The following is a 15480-nucleotide window of genomic DNA, read 5'->3' on the forward strand; positions in this document are numbered from 1 at the left end:
TAAAACGTATTGGGGGCAACAATCAACAAGAATGGCGCGCCGGCGCTAGAGGAGTGCGAACTAGCTTAGTTCGACCGACCAATTTGGACGGCGAAATCTCCTCGGCAGCAGTTATCGTTTCAGAGGCTTGGCGCAGGAGCTCATGGCAATCGGCAAGGCGTTGACGACGCAGTAAAGAGTCCAACCGACCACTAGAGCGAACGACCGACCTGGCTCTGGGAACGGTCGGGCTCGCTGAGCGCCCCGACCGCATTCCCAGCGAAGCTGTTACCTTGCGCGAGCAGCAACCGCACCGACGATCGTCGAGAGGATCCCGCCACCGATCAACCCGCCGATACCGTCGGCAATGAGGCCGGTCATTGCAGCTTCGCCGCCGACCATGCTTAGCAGCATGCCGCCGCCGATGCCGCCGATCGCACCGGCGATCGTCCGCGCAACGGCATTGATTGCAACCTGCTTCAGGGCGCCGCTTGCAACATTGCCGCCGACTGCGCCCGCTATCGCTTGTGTGATGATTGGCAATAAGGCTTCCATGATTTCCCTCCTTCATGTCTCCTCAAACGCCACCGCCGGCTGCGCTATCCTATGGGATAAGCAGCCATACAGGCGATCCGACGTCCGACCAGGAGCGGGGATATCGACTGAATTTCAGTATTTTATCATGAGTGAATGTTAAGTGGAATGGAGAGCAACCCATAGGCGAGAATTTTCCTTCCTACGCTCCCCAACAAAAAAGGCGCCCGAAGGCGCCTTTCTCGATCCGGTTCATCCCTAGTTGTAGACGTAGACGATGCGACGCGTGCCGGGATCCACGAGGACGGGCTGATCGTTGATGCGAACATATCGGTACTGGTAGTCGGGGATCTCCTGGAAGGTAACGTCGCCGGGTATCGATGCACCGACGACGACATCGCCACCGAGGCGCACGGTCTGGCCGGGATTGGTCTGGACGTAGGTCGTGACCGTTTCAGGCGGCGTGATGGCTTCTACGGAGCCGACGGGGCCTAACAATTCGTCGCCCGGAGCAGGATCGGCGGGTGCAACGCTCGCGGTGCTTTCATAGGTTACGACGGGAACGCCAAGATCGGATTGATGCTGTTCGACAATGACCTGGCTACCGCCGTGGTCAACCTGCAGATACTCGGCATAGACCCAACCGCGGACGCCGTTGACATCGACGCGGCACCAGCGGCTGCCTTCGATGCAGCCATCAAGAACTGTCTGGGATCCGCGCGTCGCAATGCCGACGGAAGGATACTGGGGACCTGGGCCTGCACGAACATTCAGATCGTTGATGGCCGTGGCAACCATTTCCGCCTGGGCAAGACCGGCGCTTCCCACGACGATCGCGCCAGCCAGGAACAGATTTCGCTTCAAGGTCATCTCGTTTCTCCTTGTTAAGTACAGGCAGGTAACGTTTGGTTGATGGCGATGTTCCCGGGCGGAGGCCTGGCCCGGTAAACGTTTGTATCGATATGTTAAATTTCACTGCGTGGGTCTATCGACACATCCAGCCCAGACTGTGTGTTCAACAAATCGCGGGCTGCGCGACCCGATATTTCGGACTATAGGAACACAGGCAAGAGACAAGCGAGGCACCCATGGGCATGCTGCAGGCCGGTATCATTCCGGTAACACCCTTTCAGCAGAACTGCACGATTCTGTTCGATCCGGAGACGAAGGAGGGGGTCGTGGTCGATCCCGGCGGGGATGTGCCGGCAATCCTTGAGGCCATCGCGGCGAATGGATTCAAGATAAAGGAAATCTGGCTGACGCACGGTCATCTTGACCACGCCGGAGGAGCCAAGGAGCTCAAGGAAGCTCTGAATATCGATATCGTTGGTCCGCATGAGGACGATCTTCCTCTGCTGCAACGGATCGAAACGCAGTCTCAAAAATATGGCTTGCCGCCCGGCATGCAGAACGTCGTTCCGGACCGCTGGCTGAAAGACGGCGAGAAGGTTTCGTTCGGCGCCCACGAGTTCGAGGTTTACCATACCCCCGGCCACGCGCCCGGACATGTCATCTATTTCAATCGTGCCCAGAATTTCGCCCATCTCGGCGACGTGCTTTTCAACGGATCGATAGGACGGACGGATCTGCCGGGTGGCGATCATCAGCAACTTCTCGATTCGATCCGCGACAAGGTGCTGCCGCTTGGTGACGACGTCGGCTTTATTTGCGGGCACGGGCCAGGCAGCCGGATCGGCGACGAGCGTCGCAGCAATCCCTTCCTTCAGGGGATCTGAATAAAAAGGAGCGCCGCTAAAAGCAGCGCTCCATATGCAATGATGTTACGGGATCAATCAGCCGGCCGTGCAGAAATGGCTGCGGCCGTCGTAGCCGATATAGGTGCCGCTACGCGGGTCGAACGAGCGGTAGCGATAGGAGCAATAGCGTTCCCACTGCGGAGTCCACGGTTCGACGTCGGCAACCGGGCGATAGTAGCGCGGCGGCGGAGCGCGATAGACCGGAGCAGCTTCGTATTCCGGCTCGTAGGGCGGGTCGATGTAGCGCGGTTCGTCATAGCGCGGCGCACTCGCGATGGCGGAACCAACAATCAGGCCGGTCGCCAGGCCAACAGCGCCACCGACGAGCGCATCATCGCTGTGGTGGTGGCGACGCCAGTCACCGGCGGACGCAACGCTGATCGACGATACGGTGAGGGCAGCGGCTGTTGCCGTCATGAGGAGCGTTTTCGCGAGCCTGTTCATTTATCTTTCCCTGTTTAAAACCGATTCCGGTTCTGCACCTTGATGATGGCAAGGTAAGGGCTGCGATCTGAATGCAGGCTGAATGACAAAACCCGGCATTGCTGCCGGGCTTCGCCTGAATTGAAAGCTTTGGCTGGAGGTTCAGCCTGCGATCTGCAGGTTGACGGCCTTGGGGCCCTTGCCGCGGCGATCCGGCTCCGTATCGAAGCTAACCTTCTGATTCTCCGTCAGCCCGGCCAAGCCAGAAGCCTGAACGGCAGAAATATGAACAAAGATGTCGGCGCCGCCCTTGTCCGGCTTGATAAAGCCAAAACCTTTGTCGGTATTGAAGAATTTTACAGTGCCAGTCTCGGCCATGCGTCAGGTCCTTTTATCTCCGCCCGCCATCCACACGGGCAGCATCACTGTTAATGCCTCCTCTCGGAGACGTTTGCAGGCAATTGTTGAAATGTGAGAAAAAGGTCCCCTCTAGCCCAACCGCGTTCACCACGGGACTGATGCCCGCTTTTTCGGAACTGGTTGACCGGAATATTAGCGTTTCCGGCGCGCACATTCTCAAGGACTTCCCATGCTCGCAAAATGCCCGAACACGGTGAGAGTGCTGCGATTATTAAATTTTGGCAAGCAAAAGTTTTTTAACGCGTTCATGCTCGCAGGCACCCAGGGACTGCATTTTTGCGCGTCAGGAGCAAAATTTTGGTCGTCCAGCGCCAAGGATTAACGCTTTATATCGTTGGCAATATAGTTTGGGAGCAGATTTTGCCAAAAATGCAACGCTAGCGCGACTGCGTAAAAGCTAAAGTTTTTTTCATTTCCGGCAGTTCAACCCAAATTTGGACTCGGGTTCAGCCTGTCGGAGGCGCGTCGGCGCGCTATTTCGGGCACGACTTCAACCAGAAGCATAGCGGTAAACATCAGCGCGCAGCCGGCATAGCCGAGCGGCGGCATGGTTTCACCCAGCAGCAGCGCGCCAAGGGAGGCGCCGAAAAGCGCTTCCGAGGAGAGGAAGATGGCTGCCTGCGACGACGTCGTGTAGCGCTGGCCGATGATCTGCAGCGAAAAGGCGACGCCCGAAGAGAAGATGCCGACATAAAGGATCTCGGGGGCTGCCGCCCAGACCGCAGCCCAGCTGATCGGCTCGATGACGACGGCAACGGCAAGCGCGCATATGCCGGTAATGGCAAATTGAGCGGTAGACAGGGCAAGCGGACGGCCGGTTTCCGAAACGGTTATGCCTGCGAGGGTGATTTGTCCGGCCCAGAAAATCGCGCAGACGACCGTCAACAGGTCTCCGGTGGTCAATGCAGATAACTGGCCGCCTGACAGCAGATAGATGCCGGATACGGCCATGATTGCGCCCGGCCAGATGATCCAGTGGGGAGATCGCCGCAAGAAGACGACCGCGATCAATGGCACGATCACGACGTAAAGGCCCGTGATGAAGCTAGAGTTCGTGACCGTGGTCGTCTGCAGGCCGATCTGCTGGGTCGTCGCCCCGCCAAACAATGCAAGTCCGATCAGCAGATAAAGCTTGAGATGGCGCGGCGCGGTCTTGACCGACGCCTTGCGTGCTTCCAACAGCATGAACGGGAGAACCGCAATCGCAGCGATCATGAAGCGCAGGCCGATGAACCAGAACGGTCCGATCGCCTTCATTGCCGTCGACTGCGCGACAAAGCCGCCGCCCCAGATGGCAGCTGCAAGCAATAGAAGGAGGTTCGCCTGAATGCGCGTCATTTCATCCTCTGGGTGGGGAGACGGGTGTTGGGGCGAGCGTTATCAGCTGACTTTCGTTTGAGCAAGGGTGAAGAATGTCGCGCGTGGCTGTGCTTGGGCGCGCGGCGGATGACCGGAGCGGGTTGCGCATTGCAGAGCGAAAAGCGTGCTCTCGGACGTCAACCGTTGTTTGTCGGCGCTCGCGACACCCTGAGCAGGGCGCCATCGTCTTCGTCAGTCAGGATGAGGAGGGCACCATCGGGCGCAACCACGACATCGCGCATGCGGCCATAGCTGCCGTCGAGCATGCGCTCTTCGGCCACGAACGCGCCGGTGTCGTCACGCTGCATGCGTGAAAGCAGCTGAAACTTCAAAGCAGCGACGAGAAAATTGCCATCCCACTCCGGGAACATCCTGCCACGATAGATGGCAAGTGCTCCTGGCGCAATGGACGGATCCCAGTAGTATGCGGGTTGCTCGAGCCCTTCCTTTGCCGTGCCTTCGCCTATCTCAGCTCCGGAGTAGTCGCGGCCATAGGTGATGATTGGCCAGCCGTAGTTCTTGCCGGGCTCGATATAATTGATCTCGTCGCCGCCGCGGGCGCCGTGCTCCACGGTGTAGAGTTTGCCGTCGGCGGCGTCGATGGCGATGCCCTGCGGATTGCGATGGCCTTTGGACCAGATTTCCGGCAGGGCCTTGATCCCGTCCTTGAATGGGTTGTCAGCCGGAATGCTGCCGTCGGCGTTGATGTGAACAATCGAGCCGGCGTCGTCCTTCCAATCCTGGGAACGATCCCTGTCGCCGCGGTCGCCGATGCTGATGAAGAGTGAGCCGTCCTTGGCAAATGCGATGCGGGAGCCATATTGGATGTTGCCCGACGTGAACCGCTTCATGGCAAAGATCGATTTGACGTCTTCCAGCTTTGTACCGTCCGCTGACAGCTTGGCGCTGAAAACTTCGGTCCCAGAGCCTCCCTTGGCCCGGGTTGCCGCGGTGAGGAATATCCTGCGGCTCGAAGCAAAGTCAGGTGCGATCGCAACATCCATCAGACCGCCCTGGCTGCGCGCGTTGACCTTTGGGACACCAGTAATGGGAGCGGAGATCTTGCCGTCTCGGATAGTGCGCAATCGTCCCGGTCTCTCGGTAACGAGATAGGCGCCGTCCGGTAGAACCTCCACGGCCCAAGGATGTTCGAGACCGGTTGCGATTGTGTCGACCTGAAGTTCAACCGTTTTTGTCCTGACCATGTCGGTCGTCAGGCCCTGGGAGGCGGCTAGGGTTGCAGTTGCGAAAAAGATGCCGATTCGAAGACTTGCAAATTTCATCATGTCCATCCCGTTGCCTGCCTTGGTCAAGGTGGAGCAGTCGGACATGTGCTTCAACCTCATTCGGCCCGGGATAACGGCTTTGTGTTTGTCGCCGGCAATGCTCCAGTCGCCTGCGTATCGACGAGTTCCGCCTCAACGACATAGCGCAGCGGCCCGCGTTCCGTCGCACCGAAAGGCCAACAGGTCGCAAGCACGAGGTGGCGCCCTTGCGCCAGTGGTGTGATCCCGCTGTCGGACGGTACGATACGGCCTTCGCCTGCCTTGAAGGTCAGCACCTTTCCATCGCGACGTGTGACCTCGATTTCGTCGCCTGGTTTGACCTCCTTCAGCCAGCGAAAATGCCCGTCGCGATCGGCGGAGATAATGGAAGTGCCTTCGTCGCCGGGTTGGGGCGTATTGGCAACCCGGATGGGGCCGAACGCCGAGGCGTCGGCCGTGCCGGCGGAGAGGACGATCGCCTGCTTCCCTAGACGCGGCGCTGCCACCTCCGCCTCGGTCGTGAAATCCGCCCAGGGCCACGGCTTGGCATCTTCGCCGCGCAGTTCGGCGGCAAAGGCTCGCTCCAGGAGCATGTGTGACAGTTCCGTCTTGGCTTTGATGTAGAGGCCGTCAGTGAGCAAGACGATTCCATATAGCGCCAGGGCGGCGATGCTCGCGGCAATTGCCTTCTCGACAATGGAAAGGCGGGGCAGAATGCGGCGGCTCTGATGCGCGCTTGCGGCCTCATACGCAGTTGCGGCAGCCATTGCCATGGAAAGCTCGAGGTAGGTCGGAAGCGGCCCGAACTCGTCCCGATCCTGATTTCGGGTTCCCGTTCCAGAAATAGCCGACGTCACGTCCCGGTCCCTGCAAAGATTCCACGCACGCGCCGACGCCAGACGGCAAGGCCGCTTGCGGCGACAAGTGCTGCAAGCAGCATGACGATACCGCGAAGGATCTGTTCGTCGGCACGTGTCGCCATGTGCGGCAATTTCGCGGAGACGGATGACTGGGCGATGAGTTCGGCCGCTGGCGCGACGGTCACTGGCGCGGCTGCCAGCTGCGCGAACGCTTGCCGGGGCTGCCTGTCTCCGGCGTAAACAGTCGTGGCAAGCCCCACGGTCATTAGGATCGACGCGGCGAAAGCCACGAATGCCACCAGCAATGAGATGGATACGCGAGTGGCGCGAAGGCGCCTTATGACGCACTCGTCTTCCAGAAACATGGTATTCCCTCAATAACCAATGTCGGATGCATCAAGATGCACCTTCGATCTCGGCATGCTCGCGACAGAATTGCGGCATGCCGCGGCATTTGTTGCGGCCAATTCGTGGCAGAGCGCGAAAATGACGAAGTTTTTGATTTCAGGAGGTAAAATCGGCTCTCTTCAGAAATTGATTCAAGGGCTTCGCAAAATGATTCATCGTGTTGGCTGACCCGCATTGCGAATCGCGAGCGACGCGGAGCCATCCATCACGAAGAATCATTGGCACCATCACGCCTTTGCGCTTGAAATGCCTGCCTACATTGGACATAGAGCTTAGCGCAGAATTCCGGTCCCGGCTTTCTGCCCAAATCAACCGTATAGGACCGATATCATGGCCTTTCTTGCCGATGCTCTTTCCCGTGTGAAGCCTTCAGCCACCATCGCCGTTTCCCAGAAAGCGCGCGAGCTGAAAGCGAAAGGACGCGACGTGATCGGCCTCGGTGCCGGCGAGCCGGATTTCGATACGCCTGACAATATCAAGACGGCTGCCATCGAAGCGATCAATCGCGGCGAGACGAAGTACACGCCGGTCTCCGGTATCCCTGAGCTGCGCAAGGCGATCGCCGCGAAGTTCAAGCGCGAGAACGGCCTGGAATATTCCTGGGAGCAGACGATCGTCGGCACCGGTGGCAAGCAGATCCTGTTTAACGCCTTCATGGCGACGCTGAACCCGGGCGACGAAGTCGTCATCCCGGCGCCGTACTGGGTTTCCTACCCGGAAATGGTTTCGCTGTGCGGCGGTACGCCTGTCATCGTTTCGGCGACGCAGGAGAACAACTTCAAGCTCCAGCCTGCCGACCTCGACAAGGCGATCACGCCGAAGACGAAGTGGTTCATCTTCAACTCGCCGTCCAACCCGTCGGGTGCTGCCTATACGCATGACGAGCTGAAGGCTCTGACCGACGTGCTGTTGAAGCACCCGCACGTCTGGGTGCTGACGGACGACATGTACGAGCACCTGACCTACGGCGACTTCAAGTTCGTCACGCCTGTCGAAGTCGAGCCGAAGCTCTATGACCGCACGCTGACCATGAACGGCGTCTCCAAGGCATATGCGATGACCGGCTGGCGTATTGGCTATGCAGCCGGCCCGATCCAGCTGATCAAGGCGATGGACATGATCCAGGGCCAGCAGACCTCGGGTGCAACGTCGATCGCCCAGTGGGCTGCCGTCGAAGCATTGAACGGCACGCAGGATTTCATTCCCGCGAACAAGAAGATTTTCGAGGGCCGCCGCGATCTCGTCGTGTCGATGCTGAACCAGGCCAAGGGCATTACATGCCCGTCGCCGGAAGGTGCCTTCTATGTCTATCCGTCCTGCGCCGGCCTGATCGGCAAGACGGCACCGTCGGGCAAGGTCATCGAGACGGACGAAGACTTCGTTTCGGAACTGCTGGAGAGCGAAGGCGTCGCCGTCGTTCATGGTTCGGCCTTTGGTCTTGGTCCGAACTTCCGCATTTCCTACGCGACCTCGGAAGCTCTGCTCGAGGAAGCCTGCAAGCGCATTCAGCGCTTCTGCGGCGCCTGCAAGTAAGCTCTTCAGTCAAGGACAGCTTTGGAACCCGCCGGCGACGGCGGGTTTTTCTTTTGCGAAGGCGGCTGAACCGCCAATCGCGTCATATCAGAGACCGAGCGCCGACAGCATGAGGAACGTCGCAAAGAGGATGAAGTGCGTCATGCCTTCAATGGCGTTGGTTTCGCCGTCGTTGAGGTTGATCGCCGCCGCGATAAGCGTAATCGCCACCATCACGGTTTGAACCGGAGTCATGGCCATGATGAAGGGCTGGCCTGTATAGAGGGCTATTGCCTCCATAACCGGAACCGTGAGGATGACGGTCGAAAGCGAGGCGCCCATGGCGATGTTGACGGTTGCCTGCATTCGGTTGCGGAGCGCCGCGCGCAGTGCGGTCAGGATTTCGGGCGCGGCGGAAATGGCAGCGACGACGATTGCGGTGATGGCAACCGGCGCGCCGGTGCCTCGCAGCCCTTCAGTCATGAAGGTGGACATGAATTCCGCGAGAATGCCGATAATGACGACCCCGATCAGGATCGTTGCGATCGACGCCGCCGCCGACTCGTCGGTCGCATGCTCTTCCGGATCGGCCATCTTCCGTTCGCTGCGGGGATAGGCGTAGCTGAAGAAGTAGCTGTGCTGGCCAACCTGCATCCGCAGGAAGAGGCCATACAGGGCGATCATCGCCAGGATGGTGAAAGCCGAATAGTAATGCCACTTTTCCGCCGGCACGAATTCGGGAACGATCATGGAGATGCCCATGGCGGTCAGGATCATGACGCCGTAGGTCTTGCCCGAATTGTCATTGTATGGCTGCTCACCGTGCTTCAAGCCACCGAGCAGGGCGGCAAGGCCGAGGATGCCGTTAATGTCGAGCATCAGCGCGGAATAGATCGTATCGCGCACGAGCGTTGGCGAGCTTTCGCCGCTCATCATAATGGCGAGGATGATCACCTCCACTGCAACGGCCGACAGCGTCAGGATCATTGTGCCATAGGGGTCGCCGACCTTGGTCGCGAGAATCTCGGCATGATGAGCGACGCGAACCGAAGCGACGACGATCGTTGCGACAAGTGCTGCGGCAGCTATCAGGGAGGCGCCGCGCCCCATTCCGAGTACCGTATGTTCAAGCGCATAAGCGACAGGCGCGACGATCATCGCAAACACCAGGAGCCGCTCGTCTCTCAGTCGCGACACGATTTTCACGAAAAGCTCCGATCTCGATTCATGTGCCAAGTCTAAGCCGATGATTTTGCATGGCAAGCAGACCGCACAGGCGGGCGCGTTTGCAGTCTTGGGGATTTAATGGAATACTACCCATATCGGTCAGCCGGAAGCATATAGCGGCGCCCTCTAGTCACTTGTAACGCGGCCCGCGCAGAACTGGATGCAATCCGGTCAGCATTTGAGCGCCAAGCAAGAAGAAAGAGGAGTGAAATGCATGGTCAAGGTGGTCTACGAGGTCGTTCCGCACGACGGAGGCTGGGCCTACCGATTGGGTCCTGTCTATTCCGAGGCATTCCCGACACACTCCGAAGCGCTCGAAGCAGCCCGTATCGTCGCAGCCGAACAACAGGTTGGCGGTGATTCCGCGGAAATCAGCTGGCAGGATGACAAAGGCAAATGGCATGAGGAGTATGCCGAAGGGGGGGATCGACCTGAGACAGAAGTTGTTGACGGCACCTGGAAAAGCCAGGCCAATGAAACCTCTCCTCGCGCATAAGCATCGTCTATTGTCTGCGTGATGACTGGCTTTGGCGTGTGCGCCCAACGCGAGGCGCGCCATTGATTTTTCGAGGGGAGCCGAACGACCGGCTCTCAAAGATTTCATCCGGGCCGCAATCGACTTCAATCAGCGCAAGCTGAACAAGAACGCGCCAAAGACGGGTAAAGGCAAAGAGAGCTATTTTCCTGGCCCTAGGCCTGCTGCAACTCGGTGAGCGCTATGCGCGCGACTGCCAATGGACTTTGCGCCAGCGCCGTCGATCCGTCACCAAGAAACCAAGCCGCTGACAGCCCCGAATAGGCAGCAATCCATTGCAGCAGGCGTTTCGGTTGAAGGGCCGCCTCGGTCGCAACAATGCGAAGCTGCCTCTGCAGGCGGCCGGGAGCGCTGATCGTGGGAAGGTCCTCGTTGGCAAAGATATTGGCGTAATCGAAACCGCGTTCGCCGATCAGGCCCTTCGGGTCGATGGCCAGCCAGCCGTGTTGTTCGAAGTCGAGGATGTTGCTGTGGTGAATGTCACCATGCAGGACGACCGGATCGCCATTGTCAGCCAGCAGCTTGTCGGCAATGACCTTGCAGTCGGAGAGTACACCGCCATAGGCCCGGGCTGCCGGCTCGAGTTCGCGAAACCAGCGCTCGAGCGGAATGAGTTGGGGCTGTGGCCGCTTGCGTGGGGCGTGAAGCTTTGCAACCGTGCCGCAAATGATGTGGGTTGCGATATCGTCCGCGCCGTTCATTGCCATTTCCAACAGCGAGCGTTCGCCCATAGCCCGTTCCAATAGAACCGCGTCGCTATCGTGTGCGTAGACCCTGGCGGCGCCGATACCGTCCCACCACTCCATCAATGCGCCGCCGGCCCGCTCGGCCTCGTCGCTGGAAATCTTCAGCATGGCAGGCCTGCCGTCCGAGAGAACAGGAAGCAGCTGGCTGGAATGGGTGGCGAACGGTTCACCGTCGACGGTCAGGCGCCAGCGATCAATATGCGATTCGAACATGGCATCATGCTAGTTGCCTGTCGGAAAAAGGAAATCCCGCCGGTTGGCGGGACCTCCCAGGGGCATGCGGCTCAAGCAGCCTTTTCGTGGGCCGGATAGTCGACATATCCCTTGGCGCCACCTCCATAGAAGGTCGCCTGGTCGGGGCCGGCGAGGGGAACGTTCTCCTTCAGACGCTGGACGAGGTCCGGATTGGAGATGAAGGGTTTGCCGAAGGCAACGAGGTCGGCACGACCGCTCTCGACAGCGTCGATCGCCATGCTGCGGTCATAGCCGTTGTTGACCATCCAGCTCGCCTTGCCGCCAGCCTTTTCATAGGCGTTGCGGAGTGCCGTATAGTCAAAGGGTTTGTCGCCTTGCTGATAGTTGCGATCGCCACCGGTCGCACCTTCGACGATATGGATATAGGCAAGGTCATACTTCGCCAGACCCTCGACCACATAGGTGAAGATGGACTGTGCGTCCGGGTCGGAGGAGTCGTTTGCTGGCGTCACAGGCGAGATGCGGATGCCGGTGCGGCGAGCGCCGATCTCGGCGGTGATCGCGTCGACCACTTCAAAGAGGAAGCGTGCACGGTTCTCTACCGAGCCGCCATACTGGTCGGTGCGGTCGTTGGTGCCGGAGCGCAGGAACTGGTCAATCAGATAGCCGTTGGCTGCGTGGATCTCGACACCGTCAAAGCCGGCTTCGATCGCCGCGCGGGCCGCCTTGCGATAGTCTTCCACGATGCCTGGTATTTCAGCCGTCTCCAGCGCACGTGGCTCGGACGTCGGAGCGAAACTTCCCGTACCGTCGGCGTTGACGAGATAGGTCTTGGATTTTGCGACCGTGTTCGTCGAGGAGACCGGCTTGTTGCCGTTGGGCTGCAGCGTTGTGTGGGAGATACGGCCCACGTGCCACATCTGCACGACGATCTTGCCGCCTGCGGCATGCACGGCATTGGTGACACGCTTCCAGCCGTCGATTGCTTCCTTGGAATAGAGTCCGGGCACATCGGCGTAGCCTTGGCCCTGGTGCGTGATGGCGGTCGCTTCGGTAACGATCAGTCCTGCCCCTGAACGCTGCCGGTAGTATTCGACGTTGAGGTCGTTCGGAACGGCGCCCGGCGAGCGGTTGCGCGTCAGGGGCGCCATCACGATGTGGTTCTTGATCGCGATGTCGCCGACCTTCGTCGGTTCGAAAAGCTTGCTCATGGGAGTCCTTTCTTGGGGTGGGGGAATCATTCGGTCGATGCGGGCGATGTCCGCTATTCGGCTAAGGGGAAGGCGGTTGAGGCGAGCCGCGGCATCTTTACAGGTCCGCGGCAAGTTGTTTGAGGAAGGCCGCGATCGTTTCCTCGTTACGCTTGTAAAAGATCCACTGGCCGACGCGTCTTGTCGTCACAAGGCCTGCGCGGCTCAAGGTGCCGAGATGGGCTGAGACAGTCGATTGCGAGAGGCCGCAGCGCTCAAACTGACTGGCGCACACACCCATCTCAAGCGGATGCTCCTGGGAGGAAAAGTGATTCTCGGGGTTCTTCAACCAGTTCAGAATCTCCATCCGTGTCGGGTGGGCTATCGCCTTCAGGATTTCGTCTTTTTCCATCGCCGTTCATCGAACTATAAATCGTCTCTGGGCGATATATGGATTTGCCATTCTCGATATGCAAGTCACGACGACGTGAGGTGCTGCATTTCTTCTCATGGCTAAACTTTAGGCAAAAAAAGAGGGCCACCGAAAGATCGGGGCCCTTTAAGTTATGAAGGTCAATAAACCTCCAGAGGGGAACAGCTAACGCGGTGGCACTGGGAGAGAAGCCACGAAATGCATCAGCTGAGTGCGATATGATGCTTTGAGAGGCAAAGTTCAATGCACGTTTGCGCATGTCTGCTATGCGCTGCAGCAATTGCATGCTGCGATGCAAAAAAATCGGGCAAAAAAAGAGGGCCTCCGAAAGATCGGGGCCCTTATAGGTGTGAAGGTCAAAACCTCCAGAGGGGAACAGCTAATGCGGTGGAACTGGGAGGAAAAGCCACCGTGTGCATCAGCTAAGTGCGATATGGTGCTTTAATGAGCAAACAACAACCCCCGTTTTTTGCATGTCAGGCATGCGTATATTGCAGAGCTTGCATTTCTGAGTGAAGCAACTAGAAGTTCCAGTTGCGTGCCTTGCTGACGATGAAGTCGCGGAAGGCCTTCAGCTTGGCTGCATTCTTCATTTCATCAGGATAGCAGAAGTAGGTATCGAAGGACGGTACGTCGGCATTGATTGCCAACTGGATAAGGCCCGGGTCGCGTCCGACAATGTAGTCGGGCATGCAGGCAACGCCCATGCCGAGCAGGCACGCTCGTTTGATTGAGGTTTGGCTGTTGATCTGCAGGTGCGGAATGCGCTTGTTGTCGGATGAGCGTCCAGCGACTTCCAGCCAGTTGACGTCTAGCAGGTAGCTGGGCGTCGGTTCGCCGAAGGTGATGATACGGTGATTGTCGAGATCCTCGACCGTCTGCGGCTCGCCGTGCCGGTTGATGTAGGAGGGGGCCGCGTAGACGTGCATGTGGACCGTGAACAGCTTGCGCTGGATCAGATCCGACTGTACGGGCTGGCGCAGACGGATGGCGCAGTCTGCGTAGCGCATGTTCACGTCAACCTCCTCGTTGTCGAGGATCAGCTGGATCTGCACATCCGGATAGAGCTGCATGAACTCCTGGATCTTGTCCGTCAGCCATCCTTGGCCGAGGCCGACCGTAGTGGTGACCCGCAGTTTTCCGGTCGGCGTTTCCGTCGTCTCGGTCAACTGCATCTTCACGGTTTCGAGCTTCAGCAGCACGTCGTGGGCGGTGCGGTAGAGGAGTTCGCCCTGTTCCGTCAGGATCAGGCCGCGCGCGTGGCGGTGGAAGAGCTTGGTGCCGACGTCTTGCTCGAGCGCACTGACCTGGCGGCTGATCGCGGATTGGGACAGATGCAGTTTATCAGCCGCATGCGTGAACGAACCCGCTTCGGCAGCTGCGTGAAAGATACGCAGCTTGTCCCAATCCAATGGCATTCCCCCACCCCTCATAGCCGATCTTACTCCGCTGCCACGGCGACGGGCATGTGACCCGTCAGATATCGCTCGGCTTCGAGAGCTGCCATGCATCCCAGGCCAGCGGCGGTAATCGCCTGGCGGAATGTATCGTCGGTCACGTCACCTGCGGCATAGACGCCTTCGACGCTTGTTGCCGTCGAATCCGGGGCAGTCCAGAGATAGCCGTTGTCCTTCAGCTTCAGCTTGCCCTTGAAGAGCTCGGTCGCCGGCGCATGGCCGATGGCGACGAACACGCCGTCGACAGCGACGTCAGTGATCGCACCGGTGCGCGTGTCGCGCAGGCGGGCGCCAGTAACGGATGGTGGCATCGGCGGCTTGGCCGGCGTGCCGGTGATCTCGGCGACTTCGGTGTTCCAGAGGACCTTGATGTTCTCCTTCGAGAACAGGCGTTCCTGCAGGATTTTCTCCGAACGGAAGCTGTCGCGGCGGTGCACAACCGTCACCGACTTCGCGATGTTGGAGAGGTAGAGCGCTTCCTCAACAGCACTGTTGCCACCGCCAACGACGATGACATCCTTGTTCCGATAGAAGAAACCGTCGCAGGTCGCGCAGGCCGAGACGCCGAAGCCTTGGAAGTGCTGCTCGCTTTCGATGCCCAGCCACTTCGCCTTCGCGCCGGTTGCGATGATCAGCGTGTCAGCTGTCCAGACCTGGCCGCTATCGGTGCGGGCCACGAAGGGACGCTGGTTCATCTCGACCTCGGTGACGATGTCGTTGACGATCTCAGCGCCGACGTGCTTTGCCTGTTGCAGCATCTGGTCCATAAGCCACGGTCCCTGGATGGGATCGGCAAAGCCCGGATAGTTCTCCACGTCCGTCGTGATCATCAGCTGGCCGCCTTGCTCCATCCCGGCGATCAGCACGGGCTTCAGCATTGCACGGGCCGCATAGACGGCAGCCGTGTAGCCGGCAGGGCCGGAGCCGATAATGAGCACCTTGGTATGGCGGGCGGACATGGTATTTCCTTTCGACAGTCGGGAGCGGCGGCTAAAAAGCGAATGGGCCGTTTCCATTCGCCATTTATGAACGTCCAGTGCTTTTATTCAAGGGCAGCCTTGCGTTACCAACAAGGCTTTGTCGACACACTGTGTAACAATCCATCGCTTGGGTGAAACTTTCTTGCGTATTCCGCAGCTTTATATAGAAGCTGCCAACTAGGAATTAAAGGAAGGACAGG

General features: G+C 58.9%; 16 protein-coding genes and 1 pseudogene. 3 read left to right on the top strand and 14 right to left on the bottom strand.

From position 1 onward, the window contains the following. Positions 1-267: 267 nt before the first annotated feature. The gene (locus JNB88_RS17035; RefSeq protein WP_037132788.1) at positions 268-534 is read right to left on the bottom strand and encodes a hypothetical protein; all 267 of its coding nucleotides are present in this window, start codon (positions 532-534) and stop codon (positions 268-270) included. A gap of 237 nt (positions 535-771) precedes the next feature. Beyond that, positions 772-1383 carry a DUF1236 domain-containing protein gene (locus JNB88_RS17040; protein WP_220356470.1) on the bottom strand — a complete coding sequence of 204 codons (612 nt, stop codon included), beginning with the start codon at positions 1381-1383 and terminating at the stop codon, positions 772-774. A gap of 218 nt (positions 1384-1601) precedes the next feature. Between JNB88_RS17040 and JNB88_RS17045 the strand changes: the two genes are divergently transcribed. Beyond that, positions 1602-2249: an MBL fold metallo-hydrolase gene (locus JNB88_RS17045; protein ID WP_220356471.1), complete on the top strand. Its 648-nt coding sequence runs from the start codon at positions 1602-1604 to the stop codon at positions 2247-2249. A gap of 57 nt (positions 2250-2306) precedes the next feature. Here JNB88_RS17045 and JNB88_RS17050 read toward each other — a convergent pair whose 3' ends face one another. The 6 genes and pseudogenes from JNB88_RS17050 to JNB88_RS33635 form a co-directional block, all read right to left on the bottom strand. Beyond that, on the bottom strand, positions 2307-2714 hold the full coding sequence (locus tag JNB88_RS17050) for a BA14K family protein (RefSeq protein WP_220356472.1): 408 nt from the start codon (positions 2712-2714) through the stop codon (positions 2307-2309). A gap of 141 nt (positions 2715-2855) precedes the next feature. Beyond that, a complete protein-coding gene (locus tag JNB88_RS17055) occupies positions 2856-3071 on the bottom strand; it encodes a cold-shock protein (RefSeq protein WP_007534130.1) in 216 nt (71 codons plus the stop codon). Positions 3072-3536: 465 nt separating this feature from the next. After that, entirely contained in the window at positions 3537-4451 is a 915-nt protein-coding gene (locus JNB88_RS17060; RefSeq protein ID WP_220356473.1) for a DMT family transporter, read from the bottom strand. Positions 4452-4609: 158 nt separating this feature from the next. Continuing rightward, on the bottom strand, positions 4610-5677 hold the full coding sequence (locus JNB88_RS17065) for a PQQ-dependent sugar dehydrogenase (protein ID WP_223217234.1): 1068 nt from the start codon (positions 5675-5677) through the stop codon (positions 4610-4612). 137 nt (positions 5678-5814) lie between these two features. After that, entirely contained in the window at positions 5815-6594 is a 780-nt protein-coding gene (locus tag JNB88_RS17070; RefSeq protein WP_338111004.1) for a class GN sortase, read from the bottom strand. Then, positions 6591-6797, bottom strand: a pseudogene (locus tag JNB88_RS33635) (hypothetical protein); the annotation flags it as partial. The pseudogene JNB88_RS33635 and the gene JNB88_RS17070, both read right to left, overlap by 4 nt. A 538-nt stretch (positions 6798-7335) precedes the next feature. On the opposite strand from JNB88_RS33635, the gene JNB88_RS17080 reads away from it, so the two are divergent. Then, the gene (locus tag JNB88_RS17080) at positions 7336-8538 is read left to right on the top strand and encodes a pyridoxal phosphate-dependent aminotransferase (RefSeq protein ID WP_220356475.1); all 1203 of its coding nucleotides are present in this window, start codon (positions 7336-7338) and stop codon (positions 8536-8538) included. A gap of 87 nt (positions 8539-8625) precedes the next feature. Here the strand turns inward: JNB88_RS17080 and JNB88_RS17085 are convergent, their stop codons facing one another. After that, positions 8626-9723, bottom strand: coding sequence for a calcium:cation antiporter (locus JNB88_RS17085; RefSeq protein WP_220356476.1), 1098 nt, complete (start codon positions 9721-9723; stop codon positions 8626-8628). A gap of 235 nt (positions 9724-9958) precedes the next feature. On the opposite strand from JNB88_RS17085, the gene JNB88_RS17090 reads away from it, so the two are divergent. Beyond that, the gene (locus JNB88_RS17090) at positions 9959-10240 is read left to right on the top strand and encodes a DUF2188 domain-containing protein (RefSeq protein WP_037132810.1); all 282 of its coding nucleotides are present in this window, start codon (positions 9959-9961) and stop codon (positions 10238-10240) included. Positions 10241-10434: 194 nt separating this feature from the next. On the opposite strand, the gene JNB88_RS17095 is transcribed toward JNB88_RS17090, so the two are convergent. The 5 genes from JNB88_RS17095 to trxB form a co-directional block, all read right to left on the bottom strand. Further along, positions 10435-11238 carry an aminoglycoside phosphotransferase family protein gene (locus JNB88_RS17095; protein WP_220356477.1) on the bottom strand — a complete coding sequence of 268 codons (804 nt, stop codon included), beginning with the start codon at positions 11236-11238 and terminating at the stop codon, positions 10435-10437. Between the two features lie 71 nt (positions 11239-11309). Beyond that, positions 11310-12431 carry an alkene reductase gene (locus tag JNB88_RS17100; protein WP_220356478.1) on the bottom strand — a complete coding sequence of 374 codons (1122 nt, stop codon included), beginning with the start codon at positions 12429-12431 and terminating at the stop codon, positions 11310-11312. Between the two features lie 97 nt (positions 12432-12528). Next, positions 12529-12822: an ArsR/SmtB family transcription factor gene (locus JNB88_RS17105; protein ID WP_220356479.1), complete on the bottom strand. Its 294-nt coding sequence runs from the start codon at positions 12820-12822 to the stop codon at positions 12529-12531. A 542-nt stretch (positions 12823-13364) separates the two neighbouring features. After that, positions 13365-14261, bottom strand: a complete 897-nt coding sequence (locus JNB88_RS17110) for a LysR family transcriptional regulator VtlR (protein ID WP_037132819.1) — start codon at positions 14259-14261, stop codon at positions 13365-13367. Positions 14262-14284: 23 nt separating this feature from the next. Next, positions 14285-15259, bottom strand: a complete 975-nt coding sequence (trxB, locus tag JNB88_RS17115) for a thioredoxin-disulfide reductase (RefSeq protein WP_037132822.1) — start codon at positions 15257-15259, stop codon at positions 14285-14287. Positions 15260-15480: the final 221 nt, after the last annotated feature.

The organism is Rhizobium cauense (assembly GCF_019511525.1).
In the GTDB taxonomy this organism is placed as follows: domain Bacteria; phylum Pseudomonadota; class Alphaproteobacteria; order Rhizobiales; family Rhizobiaceae; genus Rhizobium; species Rhizobium cauense.

Coding starts and splice junctions, on each gene's coding strand:
- JNB88_RS17035 (WP_037132788.1), bottom strand. CDS start 534: ATGGAAGCCTTATTGCCAATCATCACACAAGCGATAGCGGGCGCAGTC.
- JNB88_RS17040 (WP_220356470.1), bottom strand. CDS start 1,383: ATGACCTTGAAGCGAAATCTGTTCCTGGCTGGCGCGATCGTCGTGGGA.
- JNB88_RS17045 (WP_220356471.1), top strand. CDS start 1,602: ATGGGCATGCTGCAGGCCGGTATCATTCCGGTAACACCCTTTCAGCAG.
- JNB88_RS17050 (WP_220356472.1), bottom strand. CDS start 2,714: ATGAACAGGCTCGCGAAAACGCTCCTCATGACGGCAACAGCCGCTGCC.
- JNB88_RS17055 (WP_007534130.1), bottom strand. CDS start 3,071: ATGGCCGAGACTGGCACTGTAAAATTCTTCAATACCGACAAAGGTTTT.
- JNB88_RS17060 (WP_220356473.1), bottom strand. CDS start 4,451: ATGACGCGCATTCAGGCGAACCTCCTTCTATTGCTTGCAGCTGCCATC.
- JNB88_RS17065 (WP_223217234.1), bottom strand. CDS start 5,677: ATGGTCAGGACAAAAACGGTTGAACTTCAGGTCGACACAATCGCAACC.
- JNB88_RS17080 (WP_220356475.1), top strand. CDS start 7,336: ATGGCCTTTCTTGCCGATGCTCTTTCCCGTGTGAAGCCTTCAGCCACC.
- JNB88_RS17090 (WP_037132810.1), top strand. CDS start 9,959: ATGGTCAAGGTGGTCTACGAGGTCGTTCCGCACGACGGAGGCTGGGCC.
- JNB88_RS17095 (WP_220356477.1), bottom strand. CDS start 11,238: ATGTTCGAATCGCATATTGATCGCTGGCGCCTGACCGTCGACGGTGAA.
- JNB88_RS17100 (WP_220356478.1), bottom strand. CDS start 12,431: ATGAGCAAGCTTTTCGAACCGACGAAGGTCGGCGACATCGCGATCAAG.
- JNB88_RS17105 (WP_220356479.1), bottom strand. CDS start 12,822: ATGGAAAAAGACGAAATCCTGAAGGCGATAGCCCACCCGACACGGATG.
- JNB88_RS17110 (WP_037132819.1), bottom strand. CDS start 14,261: ATGCCATTGGATTGGGACAAGCTGCGTATCTTTCACGCAGCTGCCGAA.
- trxB (WP_037132822.1), bottom strand. CDS start 15,259: ATGTCCGCCCGCCATACCAAGGTGCTCATTATCGGCTCCGGCCCTGCC.